The organism is Pseudomonas syringae group sp. J254-4 (genome assembly GCF_032586855.1).
Lineage (GTDB): Bacteria > Pseudomonadota > Gammaproteobacteria > Pseudomonadales > Pseudomonadaceae > Aquipseudomonas > Aquipseudomonas amygdali.
Map to the genome: position 1 here is coordinate 301159 of NZ_JAWHOO010000001.1, position 12502 is coordinate 313660.

11 protein-coding genes are annotated in these 12502 nt (G+C 60.0%); 2 read left to right on the plus strand and 9 right to left on the minus strand.

From position 1 onward, the window contains the following. The first annotated feature begins 449 nt into the window (after positions 1-449). On the plus strand, positions 450-1778 hold the full coding sequence (locus RYB09_RS01560) for an MFS transporter (RefSeq protein ID WP_316887241.1): 1329 nt from the start codon (positions 450-452) through the stop codon (positions 1776-1778). An 897-nt stretch (positions 1779-2675) separates the two neighbouring features. On the opposite strand, the gene RYB09_RS01565 is transcribed toward RYB09_RS01560, so the two are convergent. Beyond that, positions 2676-3563, minus strand: a complete 888-nt coding sequence (locus RYB09_RS01565) for a DMT family transporter (RefSeq protein WP_122258769.1) — start codon at positions 3561-3563, stop codon at positions 2676-2678. A gap of 246 nt (positions 3564-3809) precedes the next feature. Between RYB09_RS01565 and RYB09_RS01570 the strand changes: the two genes are divergently transcribed. Continuing rightward, entirely contained in the window at positions 3810-5066 is a 1257-nt protein-coding gene (locus RYB09_RS01570) for an OprD family porin (protein ID WP_058402171.1), read from the plus strand. Between the two features lie 244 nt (positions 5067-5310). On the opposite strand, the gene pcaC is transcribed toward RYB09_RS01570, so the two are convergent. The 8 genes from pcaC to RYB09_RS01610 all read right to left on the minus strand — a co-directional run bounded on the left by pcaC (position 5311) and on the right by RYB09_RS01610 (position 12343). Continuing rightward, entirely contained in the window at positions 5311-5709 is a 399-nt protein-coding gene (gene pcaC / locus RYB09_RS01575; protein ID WP_054079414.1) for a 4-carboxymuconolactone decarboxylase, read from the minus strand. Further along, positions 5706-7067, minus strand: a complete 1362-nt coding sequence (locus RYB09_RS01580; RefSeq protein ID WP_316887244.1) for a 3-carboxy-cis,cis-muconate cycloisomerase — start codon at positions 7065-7067, stop codon at positions 5706-5708. The genes pcaC and RYB09_RS01580 overlap by 4 nt, the downstream gene beginning before the upstream one ends. Before the next feature lie 24 nt (positions 7068-7091). Next, positions 7092-8441 carry an MFS transporter gene (locus RYB09_RS01585; RefSeq protein ID WP_058408908.1) on the minus strand — a complete coding sequence of 450 codons (1350 nt, stop codon included), beginning with the start codon at positions 8439-8441 and terminating at the stop codon, positions 7092-7094. 87 nt (positions 8442-8528) lie between these two features. Next, positions 8529-9131, minus strand: a complete 603-nt coding sequence (gene pcaG, locus RYB09_RS01590; protein ID WP_003366941.1) for a protocatechuate 3,4-dioxygenase subunit alpha — start codon at positions 9129-9131, stop codon at positions 8529-8531. A gap of 11 nt (positions 9132-9142) precedes the next feature. Continuing rightward, a complete protein-coding gene (pcaH, locus tag RYB09_RS01595) occupies positions 9143-9862 on the minus strand; it encodes a protocatechuate 3,4-dioxygenase subunit beta (protein WP_003366939.1) in 720 nt (239 codons plus the stop codon). A 128-nt stretch (positions 9863-9990) separates the two neighbouring features. Next, complete coding sequence (pcaQ, locus tag RYB09_RS01600) at positions 9991-10920, minus strand: pca operon transcription factor PcaQ (RefSeq protein ID WP_005732566.1); 930 nt, start codon at positions 10918-10920, stop codon at positions 9991-9993. A 52-nt stretch (positions 10921-10972) separates the two neighbouring features. Continuing rightward, on the minus strand, positions 10973-11215 hold the full coding sequence (locus RYB09_RS01605; protein WP_003315616.1) for a glutaredoxin family protein: 243 nt from the start codon (positions 11213-11215) through the stop codon (positions 10973-10975). A gap of 57 nt (positions 11216-11272) precedes the next feature. Beyond that, positions 11273-12343 carry an acyltransferase family protein gene (locus RYB09_RS01610; RefSeq protein WP_122281140.1) on the minus strand — a complete coding sequence of 357 codons (1071 nt, stop codon included), beginning with the start codon at positions 12341-12343 and terminating at the stop codon, positions 11273-11275. Positions 12344-12502: the final 159 nt, after the last annotated feature.

Genomic DNA, 12502 nt, shown 5'->3' on the forward strand with positions numbered 1-12502 from the left:
CAAAAGCCGTTTTGCTCAATTGACGCTGTATCGCGCAATGCTCAACATCAGCATCACATTGCAGGGTAGACCCGCAGTCAAACGTTTTGATCTTTTGCTTCATCAGCAGCAACCCATAACAATTCAAAAAACAGGAACATTGCTCATGTGCACCCCTCTCGCTTTGCTCGCCCGCTCGCCCGTCCGTCTCACCAGACGTCAGGTTCAACGAACTCGTCCGGCCAAAAGCCCGGCGCGGATCTACGTCGCCTGAAACATTCCAACACACTTGCGCGGCCCAACCTGTAAATTGTCGGCCCGACGGATCGTCTCGATGAAAGCCTGAGTCAACAGGCCAGTCGAATCACGGTTCTACGACTTCACTTTACCTGCACAACGCCTGCATCGAGTGGACTTCTCAGTCCGACTGTTGCCAGCAGCACAGTCCTGGAACGGATGGTTAGAACATCATGCTTAACACCCAGACCAACCCTGTCGCCCAGGCCGCCCGTGCCGGGATGGGCGAAAAGATTCGCGGCGCACTCGCCGTGGGCAAGACGCGCTGGGGCATGCTCGCCCTGGTGTTCTTCGCCACCACGCTGAACTACATCGACCGGGCGGCGCTTGGCGTCATGCAGCCCATCCTCGCCAAGGAAATGAGCTGGACGGCGATGGACTACGCCAACATCAACTTCTGGTTTCAGGTCGGTTACGCGGTGGGCTTCGTGCTGCAAGGCCGCTTTATCGACAAGGTCGGCGTCAAGCGTGCGTTCTTCCTCGCGGTACTGCTGTGGAGCCTGGCAACCGGCGCCCACGGCCTAGCAACTTCCGCCGTGGGCTTCATGGTCTGCCGGTTCATTCTGGGCCTGACCGAGGCGGCCAACTACCCGGCCTGTGTAAAGACCACACGCCTGTGGTTCCCCGCAGGTGAACGTGCAGTGGCGACTGGTATTTTCAACGCTGGCACCAACGTCGGTGCAATGCTGACCCCGGCGCTGCTGCCGCTGATCCTTACCGTCTGGGGCTGGCAGGCTGCCTTTCTAGCGATGGGTTCGCTGGGGCTGATCTGGGTCATCATGTGGCGCTTGAAATATTACAACCCCGAAGAGCACCCGACCGTCAGCAAGACCGAGCTGGATTACATCAACCAGGAGGTCGAACCTGCGCCAGTCAAGGTGCCCTTCACCGGCATTCTGAAGATGCGCGGCACCTGGGCGTTCGCGCTGGCTTACGCCATCACTGCGCCGGTGTTCTGGTTTTACCTGTACTGGTTGCCGCCGTTTCTCAATCAGCAATACAACCTGGGGATCAGCGTGACGCAGATGGGCATCCCGCTGATCCTGATCTGGCTGACCGCCGACTTCGGCAGTGTGGGTGGCGGCATTCTGTCCTCCTGGCTGATCGGGCGCGGCATGCGTGCGACCACTGCGCGTCTGCTGTCGATGCTGATCTTTGCCATCACGATCTGCAGCGTGGTATTCGCCGCCAACGCCAGCGGCCTGTGGGTGGCGGTACTGGCCATCTCGCTTGCGGTAGGTGCGCATCAGGCCTGGACCGCGAATATCTGGAGCCTGGTGATGGACTACACGCCCAAGCACATGATGAGTACCGTGTTCGGCTTCGGCGGCATGTGCGCGGCCATTGGCGGTATGTTCATGACCCAGATTGTCGGTGCCGTGCTGACCGCCACCAACAACAATTACAACGTGCTGTTCACCATGATCCCGGCGATGTACTTCATCGCGTTGATCTGGCTGTACTTCATGGCCCCGCGCAAGGTGCCGACGCTCAGCGAGTAATCGTCTGACACCGTCATAAAGGCCCGGCTCACTCAGTGACCGGGCCTTTTTGCTATTGTCCCCACGCTTTGCGCAGAGTGACGAAAAGTGCTCTCCCGGACGCCTCTCGTGGGTCTGCGACCTCAAGTAGATTTAGGTTCGACTCAGGTCACCTTTGTTATCCCAGACGCCGCTCGTTCCTCACGCTCCGCGTGGGAATGCAGTTCTTGACGCTCCGCGTCACACGGCGATTCTGTGGTTTCAGGTAGATTAGGGTTCGACTCAGGCCACCTTTGTTATCCCAGACGCCCCTCGTTCCTCACGCTCCGCGTGGGAATGCAGTTCTTGACGCTCCGCGTCACACGGCGATTCTGTGGTTTCAGGTGGATTGGGGGTCGACTCAGGTCACCTTTGTTATCCCAGACGCCGCTCGTTCCTCACGCTCCGCGTGGGAATGCAGTTCGTGACGCTCCGCGTCACACGGCGATTCTGTGGTTTCAGGTGGATTGGGGGTCGACTCAGGTCACCTTTTCGCCCCTCGGCGACCTACTTTGATGGGGCCAAAGTAGGCAAATCCCCTCGCTCCTGTTTCCGGCCCGACTTCGTCGGGTTCCTTCGCCCTGTCACTGATCCGGGGGCCGCCGCAACGGGCCATCCTTGGCCCGATGCGGCTTGCTCGGCGTCCTGCCTCGCATCCCCCGGATCAGTGCCAGGACTCAGCCGTCACTAACGTCGCACTCTGCGTCGTCAGTGCCACCGCGATAAAAAAGCGCTTTATCTATACACAGTGATTGCGCGCAAGACACTACGTTGTGCTGCGGTACAGATGTGACGCAGAGCGTCACGAACTGCATGCCAACGCGGAGCATTGGCACGATAGTCAGTCAGATTTGTGTATTCGTGCGAAGGAACAGCTCATCACCCACCCTTACGCCGCTGTTGCCAAGCCGCCGCCAGGCCGCTTAGGCAGATGATGGCGATGCCTGCCTGTGCGGTCGGTGATGGCATGTGGTCGAACACCACGAAACCCAGCAGCCCGGCAAACACGATCTGGCAATAGCTGAACGGTGCGAGCATGGCCGGGGCGGCGAAGCGGAAGGCCTGGGTCAGCAGCAAGTGGGCCGACATACCACATGCCCCCAGCGCCAGCAGAAACGGCAGATGTTTAAGCGCAGGCAATTCCCAGAAGAACGGCACCAGCGCGCTCATCAACAGGGTATTGAACAGCCCGGCAAAAAAGTTGCTGGTGGTCGGGCTGTCGAACGGGCTGACCAGCCGCGTCAGGAGTTGATACAGCGCAAAGCACAAGGCTGATGACAGCGGCAGCAGAATCGCCGGGGTAAACAGCTCGCCCCCAGGATGAATGATGATCATCACCCCGATAAACCCGACAACCACCGCAACCCATTGCCCGCGCGTCACACGCTCATGCAACAGCGGCACCGACAGTGCCGTGACCAGCAACGGAGCGAGAAAGTTGACCGCCGTCGCCTCTGCCTGCGGGATGAACATCAGGCTGCTGGTAAACAGCAGACTGGTGCCCAACAGCGCCAGCGCACGCAATGCCTGCAAGCCGGGACGCTTGGTACGCAGCACGCGCAACCCCGCCGATGGCATGAAGATGCAGGCCATGAGCAGCGTGTGCACCAGATAGCGCGCCCAGACCACCAGAATGATCGGATAGAAGCCGGACAGGTACTTGGAGAGTGTGTCGTGACTGGCGAACAGAAAGGTCGCCAGAAGAATGAAGCCAATACCTTTTAGAGGTTGATTGACGCCGGACAACGGCGTGCTGGCAGTGCTCATTGCGCTTCCTTGTTCAAGTTTCAGCAGCCTGACAGCGTGGCCGAAAGCGCCAGCGCCCGCTGCTCATATCGACAGACCCGTGAGCATCGCACACCCGTTTGCAGCGCTTCGCAGAAAATGTTCGAACCGGTTCATTAACGTTCGATAATCGCCCGAAACAGTTATTTCACAATTGCACGGCACCTTCCGGCCTTTCACTATCGTAGCCAGCTACACGACTCAATAACTACAAAAAAGGTCTGTTCCATGCGCGCCAATTCCTCCTGCAAACTCCTTTGCGGTCTGTCTGCGGCCATTGCTGCAAACCTGACACCCATCAGCAGCAACGCTGCCGGGTTCGTCGAAGACGCCAAGGTCAATCTGAACCTACGCAACTTCTACATCAACCGCAACTTCGTCGACCCGGCCAATGCGCAGAACTACGCCGAGGAGTGGACGCAGAACTTCATCCTCGACGCCCGCTCCGGCTTCACCCAAGGCACCGTTGGCTTTGGTGTGGATGCGCTGGGCCTTTACTCGCTCAAGCTAGACGGCGGCAAGGGAACAGGCGGCACGCAATTGCTGCCGATCCACAGCGATGGACGCCCGGCCGACGACTTCGGACGACTGGCCGTGGCGGGCAAGGCGCGCTTCTCGAAGACCGAATTGAAGGTCGGCGAGTGGATGCCCGTGTTGCCGATCCTGCGCTCGGATGACGGCCGCTCGCTGCCGCAAACCTTTCAGGGCGGGCAGATCACCTCCAAGGAGATCGACGGCCTGACCCTGTACGGCGGCCAGTTCCGCGGCAACAGCCCGCGCAACGACGCCAGCATGGAAGACATGTCCTTGAACGGCCGCTCAGCGTTCACCTCAGACCGTTTCAACTTCGGCGGCGGCGAGTACGTTTTCAACGACAAACGCACTCAGGTCGGGGTCTGGTACGCCGAGCTTGAAGACATCTACCACCAGCAATATTTCAACCTGCTGCACAGCCAGCCGCTGGGCAGCTGGACGCTGGGTGCCAACCTTGGCTACTTCCAGGGCAAGGACGATGGCCAGTCGCTGGCCGGGGATCTGGACAACAAGACCTGGTCAGCGATGCTCTCGGCACGGCACGGCGGTAACACCTTTTACCTGGGTTTGCAGAAGGTCAGCGGCGACAGCGCCTGGATGCGCGTCAACGGCACCAGCGGCGGTACACTGGCCAACGACAGTTACAACTCCAGCTTCGACAACGCCAGGGAAAAATCCTGGCAGTTGCGCCATGACTACGACTTCGCAGCCCTGGGCGCACCCGGCCTGACCCTGATGAACCGCTACATCAGCGGCGACAATGTACACACCGGCGCTATCACCGACGGCGAAGAGTGGGCACGGGAAACCGAGCTGGCGTACGTGTTCCAGAGTGGCGCGTTCAAAAGCCTGTCGCTCAAATGGCGCAACTCGACCATGCGTCGTGACTACAACACCAACCAGTTCGACGAAAACCGCCTGATCGTCAGCTACCCGCTGTCGCTGCTCTAAAAACAAAGAACGCCGCCACGGTTGATCACTCATCGTTATACAGAAATTCAACTGACTATCGTGCCGACGCTCCGCGTCGGCATGCAGTTCTGGACGCTCTGCGTCCTCTTTGTGGCGCTACGCGCTGGTTCTGCGAGTCAGTGAGATTCAGGCCCGACTTCGTGATAAAACAGCGCTTTCATATGGGCAGTGAACGCGGGTAAGGCATGACATTTCGCTGCAGCGCTCCTTGTCATGCGACTTTTCAATCCTCCTTCAACGACTCCACCCCCATTTCATCCCATACCGCTTCAGCCAGGTGGAACGTCGCATTGGCGGCCGGAATGCCGCAGTAGATAGCGCTCTGCATCAGCACTTCCTTGATCTCTTCACGGGTCACGCCGTTGTTTTTTGCGGCCTTCAGGTGCAGGCGCAATTCGCCCTCGCGATTCATGCCGATCAACATCGCAATGGTAATCAGACTGCGGGTATGGCGTGGCAGCCCCGGACGGGTCCAGATATCACCCCAGGCGTGACGGGTAATCATCTCCTGGAATTCTTCATTGAACGGCGTCAGTTTGCTCAGGCTGTTATCGACATGCGTATCGCCCAGCACCGCACGGCGCACCTGCATGCCGGCTTGGTAACGTTCGTCTTCGGTCATCGGAAAATCCTTGTGTGTTCAGCCACGGCACGCTCGACCCATTGTCGGGCCTGGCCAAGGTAATGGGACGGATCAAGCAGACGATCCAGCTCGTCGGAAGAAAACTGCTCGCTGACTTGCGGGGTTTCGCCAAGCACCTGACGCAAAAGCGCGCCCTGCTCTACCGCACGACGGCAGCACTGCTCTACCAGATGGTGGGCAGCGTCGCGCCCGATACGCTGAGCCAGCGCAATGCTCACTGCCTCGGCGAGCACCAGTCCTTTGGTGGACTGCAGATTGATCGCCATGCGCTCGGCATCGACCTGCAGGCCGGGTAGCACCTGCAACGCCTGTTGCAGCGAACCGGAAACCAGGCAACACAGCTCCGGCAAAGTCTCCCACTCGGCATGCCACAGGCCCAGACTGCGTTCATGCTCCTGCGGCATGGCCGCGAACATGGTGGCGACCAGCCCCGGGGCGCGGGTGGCTGTACTGATCATGACGGCAGCGCCAACCGGGTTGCGCTTGTGTGGCATGGTCGAAGATCCGCCCTTGCCCGGGGCCGAAGGCTCGAAGACCTCGCCTACTTCGGTCTGCATCAGCAGGCTCACGTCGCGCCCCAGTTTGCCGAGGCTACCGGCGATCAGGCCCAGCAGACCGGCAAACTCTACCAGTCGGTCACGCTGGGTGTGCCAGGGCTGCTCGGGCAACGCCAGTTGCAATTCACCGGCCAGCGCTTCGGCCACCGAAAAGGCCTGATCGCCCAGCGCCGCGAGGCTGCCGGAAGCACCGCCGAACTGCAGGCACAGCAGGCGTGGTTTGATCTCGTTCAAGCGCTGTCGATGACGAGTGACCGCGCCCAGCCAGCCGGCGATTTTCATCCCCAGGGTGACCGGCGTGGCCTGTTGCAGCCAGGTGCGTCCAGCCAGCGGCGTGCCAGCATGACGCTGTGCCTGCTCAGCCATCGCATCGGCCAGTCGAGCAAGATCATGCTCAAGCAGTACGATGGCTCGACGCAGTTGCAGGATCAGACCGCTGTCCATCACATCCTGACTGGTCGCGCCCATGTGCACGTAGCGCTCGGCTTCAGCGCTGCGTGCGGCAATCTGTTTGCCCAGCGCCTTGACCAGCGGAATCGCCGAATTGCCGGCGCTGCCGATGGCCATTGCCAGCGCGTCGAAATCGAACAGCCGTGCGTCGCAGCTCAGCTCGATGTCGGCGACCACCTCGGGCGGGATCAGGCCGACGCGTGCCTGTGCCCGCGCCAGCGCAGCCTCGAAATCGAGCATGCCCTGTACCCGGCCTTCATCCGAAAAGATCTCGCGCATTTCGGGTTGCATGAAGTAGGCATCGAAAAGTTGATTGCTCGCTCTGTTCACATCACCACTCCAGATTGAAAGGTTTCAGGTAGCGTCCGAATGACTGACCCAGCCCTTGATCAGCACCGCTATCGCGGCCAGGGCGGCCGGGACCACCAGCGCCGTCAGCACTTGCTCGAAGCTCCAGCCAAGGCCCAGCAGGGTGGCACCGGCCCAGGCACCGAGAATGGCACCGAAGCGACCTATCCCGAGCATCCACGACACCCCCGTTGCACGCCCCTGAGTGGGGTAGAAACGCGCCGCCAGCGACGGCATTGCCGACTGCGCACCGTTGATGCACATCCCGGCCAGCAGCACCAGCGTGGCCAACAGGGCGACATTGCCCAGACTCTGCCCGACCAGCCAGGCGAACACCCCCGCCAGCGCATAGGCCAGACCAATGACCTTATGCGGGTTGTAACGATCCATTGCCCAGCCGACTCCCACTGCACTCAGTACCCCGCCGAATTGGAACAGCGCACCGATGAACGCCGATTGCTCCATGCTCGCGCCACTGTCGCGCATCAACGTCGGCAGCCAGCTGGTCAACAGGTAGACGATCACCAGGCCCATGAAATACGTCAGCCACAGCAACAGCGTGCCAGCGCTGTATGTACCGGAGAAAATCACTTTCAGCACGTTGCGGCTACTGACCGTTTTCTGTTCAGGAACGCTGAAATCGGTGATGCCAGCCAGCGCCTTCGGCGCAATCGGTGCCAGCACTTTGCGAATCCGCTCTGCACCGCGATTGCGTACCACCAGAAACCGCGCCGACTCCGGCAGCCAGACCATCAGCACCGCCGCCAGCAGGATGGGTAGGATACCTCCCAGCATCAACAGGCTGTGCCAGCCCATGCTGGGGATCAGCTTGGCTGAGACAAAACCGCCGCAGGCCATGCCCAGATTGAAACCGCAAAACATGCTCGTCACCAACAACGACTTGAGCCGTTCCGGGGTGTATTCCGACAGCAACGTGGTGGCATTGGGCATCGCGGCACCGAGCCCCAGCCCGGTGAGAAGGCGTAATACCAGCAGTTGATCAATGTTGCTGCTGTAGGCAGACGCCAGGCTGAACAGACCGAACAGGAATACCGCGACCACCAGCACCACCTTGCGGCCGAACCGGTCGGCCAGCGGGCCGGAACCCAGCGCACCGAACACCATGCCGATCAGCGCGGCACTCATCACCGGCCCCAGACTGGCCCGATCGATTCCCCAATCCTGGCTGAGCGCGGGTGCAATGAAGCCCATTGCGGCGGTATCAAGACCGTCGAGGAACACGATCAGAAAACACAGCGCAACCACTCGCCATTGATAGCCGGACAGCGGTTGCGCATTGATGAAGGCCTGAACGTCGAGCGTACTCGACGCAGGGCTGCTGGCGGAAAGCGTCATGAAGGTGTCCTTTTATTTTTATAGGGTCGCCTGCCGATGCAGGCGCCTTGAAACGCACGCACATTGATTTCTGAATCGACAAGCGATTCAGAAATCGAAAAACACTGTCTCGCCTTCACCCTGCACACGGATATCAAAACGATAGGCCGTCTGCCCCTCGTGCGTGCAACGGCGCGCCACCAGGGTTTCGCGACGCGGGGGCTGCTCGATCAGATTGAGCACCGGGTCCTGCGCATTCGCCTGGGCTTCGTCATCGAAATACAGCCGCGTCTGCAGATGAATATTGATACCGCGGGCAAACAGCGAAACATTGATGTGCGCCGCCATCGGCACCCCGGCCGCATTACGTGCCGAGCCTGGCTTGATGGTCTTGAGGATCCATTGGCCATCGTCCGCGGTAGCTGTGCGACCAAAGCCGTTGAACGGCCTGTCCGGGTCGAATTCGCTGTGATACGCGCCTTGATGGTCGGCCTGCCAGAATTCCAGATACGCATCGCGGATCAGATGACCGTTGCCGTCGAAGACGTTGCCCAGCAGCACGATATGCTCGCCCGGCGCCTCGGGCCTGGCCATCTCGTTCCAGATTTCCAGCTCGCGGGTCGGATTGCCGGCCACCTGTGGTGCAAGACCGATGTGGACGTAAGGGCCAGCGGTTTGCGAAGGGGTTTCCTGCAGCAATTGAACGGGCATGTCGGGCCTCCTCAGCAATTTTCGAAGTGAGTCTTGCGCTGGCCGCGCAACACGATATCAAAGCGGTACGCCAGGCAATCCATAGGGTTGCCCATGCCCAGGTCAAGCCTGGCAATCAGGCTCTGCACGGCGTCCGGATTGGCGATGGCCTTGACGATCGGGCAGATCGGAATCAGCGGATCGCCTTCGAAATACAGCTGGGTGATCAGGCGTGTGGCAATCGACGGGCCGCTGATCGACACATGAATGTGCGCCGGGCGCCAATCATTGGGACCGTTGCGCCACGGGTAAGGGCCTGGCTTGACGGTGCGGAAGCTGTAATTGCCTTCGCTGTCGGTCAGTGCTCGCCCTACGCCGCCAAAGTTGGGGTCGATGGGTGCCAGATAAGCATCGCGTTTGTGGCGATAACGCCCGCCGGCATTGGCCTGCCAGATCTCCACCAGGGTATGCGGAATAGGCTTGCCGTACTGATCACAGACCCGCCCGGCCAGCAGGATACGCTCGCCGATGGGCAGACCGCCGTTGTTGAAATTGAGCAGCAGATCGTTATCGTGCTGACCGAATTTCAAATGCGAGAAATCCGGGCCGGTGGTCTCGGAAATGGACTGCGGGATACTGACCAGCGCCTGACGCGGCGAGCGCAGGATTGAGGTCTTGTAATCAGGGGTGAGAGCTTTTGGATGCCAGTTTCGGTCACGAATGACGAAGCGGCTGTTGTCCGCGGCAGACATGGCGTTCTCCTCGTTTTTCTTATGGGGCGCGCAGGCGTGGGTCACATGCGCTACAGGCTGCGGCGAAGTGTCGCGCGATCCATACTTACAGAGAATTGAAATAAAACCGGCCATCCATAACCAAATGGTTATGCATACTGCGCTTTGCGGTAGGTCTCTCCGACGCCTCGTAGCTCATCCACACACCATTGCGCCGCGCGTGTCAGCGGCAAAGCCGGGTTGCTGCACAAACCGACCGAGCCGCCCGGCTCACGAATACCCATGTCCAGCTCCACCAGCGTGCCGCCTTTCAACTCCAGCGACACAGCATCCAGTGGCGCGATCCACACCGCATCGCTGCACTGCACATAGCGGCGGCTCAGGGTGAGCGAGAGTGTTTCAAGGCGCTGACGTGGCATGCGGATACCGCACTGTACGAACAGGCTGTCGGCAAACTTGCGGATGGTGGTGCCTGCCAGCGGCAATACCAGCGGGAATTGCTCCAGACTTTCGGGCTTGAGCGGCGCAGCCAGCAACGGGTGATCGCTGCGCACCACCAGCGTCATCGACTCGTTGTACAGGTGCTCGAACGTCAGGCCCTGAATCTGCGGGCTGTCAGTCATGCGCCCGACCACCAGGTCCAGCTCCCCTACCCTCAGTTGCGACAGCAGGTAGGCACTGGGGCCGGTCATGACGCTGACAATCAACGCCGGGTGGCGCTCGTGCAGACGATGGACCACCTCTGGAACCAGCAGGCTTTCAGCAGTGGACAGCACGCCCAGCCGGGCGGTGACAGTTTCGTGCTCACCCGAGCGCAGGCTGCTGACACCCTCACGCAGGGCCTGGACGCTCGGCCCGGCGAAACGCATGAATGCCACGCCCGCTTCGGTCAGCGCCGCACCGCTCTTGCTGCGCACAAACAAGGTGGTGGCCAGCAGGGTTTCCAGTTCCTTGAGACTTTTTGACAGCGCAGGCTGACTGATCGCCAGAACGTCGGAGGCACGCGCCAGGCTGCCCTGCCGGGCCACTTCGAGAAAGCAGACCAGGTGGCGAAATTTGATGCGTGTATCGATATTCACTGCGCGTCGTGTCCGGTAAGTGAAAGGGAATGCAGCTCAACGACAAGGCAGCTCAGCGGCTCAGAAACGACGCCACCTGAGGCGCGTCAAATGGCCAGTCCAGCTCATCGCCGGTGTCGACTCGACGCAACACCGGAACGCGCAACTCGTAGCGTTCAAGCAGTTGCTCATCCTCGCAGATGTCCACCAGCTCAACCAGCAGGCCGTGCTCGATAGCGAACGGCAGTAAAACCGCTTCGGCAACCTCGCACAGCGGGCATCCCAAGGTGCTGAACAGCTGGCATTCGGGCGGCATGAATTGATCCTCGGCAAATCCTCTACGACCGAAAATTATTCTAGGCGCACCCCGGGATCACGTCGACATCCGGAAATGCGTCTTGCTGAACGCGTTGGCGCGGTCCAATACCGGTTTCTCGAAACAACGGTAACCGACCCAGCCGTAACACACCGCTGCCGCCATCATCAGCAGCGCGAAAAACAGGTTGTCCAGATAGCTTTCGGGCCAGGCACCGACCAGGCTCCACACCCGCCCGATCACCCCCAGCACCAGCAGATGAGACAGGTAGATCGTGTAGGACATGTCGCCCACAGCGACCAGAAACCCAGGCACAACCAGTTGTCGACGCCGTTCAAGCAGGGCCAGGGTCAGCACCAGCAGGCCGAACGTCCCTCCGACCATGAGCATGCGCAGCAAGCCCTGACTGTCGTATAACCGGAAGTAACCGATCAGGGGCACACCCAGCAGCAATGCACCACCCAACGACGCAAGGACGGCAGCTGTCGGCACGCGCGCGCTGTGCCGACCATAAAAGAACAATGCCAGCGCTGCACCAAGAATGAATTCAAGGGCATAGGGATGCAGGATGATCTTCAGTGCGGGCGAATAGTCCTGCCAGTCGGCCAGCACGTTGAACACAACAATGATCAGCGCCCAGCCGCCGAGCAAAAGCGGCACGCTGCGTTCACGAAACAACAGAAAGCCTGAGTACACGACGTAGAACCACAGTTCGAACAGCAGCGACCAGGCCACCATCACCAGCAGCACTTTATCGTTGGGCAGCAGCAGGAACGACATGAGCAAGTTGGAAGACCCATGCCCGCTGTTGACCATGCCCGGCTGCACCAGGTACACCGCCAGCGTAATGAAAAAGTACAGCCAGTACGTGGGGTAGATCCGCGACACCCTGTTGAATAGAAAGCGTCGCGCCTCGACCCCGCTCTGGAAACGGCCACGGCTGACAATCACCATCACGAAACCGCTGATGACGAAAAACAGATCGACACCCAGCTGAAAAAAATCGAGCAGCGGCGGCAGAAGGATGTCGCCACCGGAAAACTTGCTCTCTACCGACATCATGTGAAACAACACCACACCAAGGACAGCTATGCCCCTGAGCCCCTGCAGGGAATACAGCCGCTCCATGCCTCTCTCCATTCAGCTCTTATATCGCGCGCCATGCACGTGATCACGCGTGTGGAGCATAGCCAATGGCCAGAAATACGGAACCCCAATCTTCAACACGTTGCGGTTTTTCCTGACAGATACTTTTGGAGTAAGGTGCAGCGGCAGCGCACAGCCTGA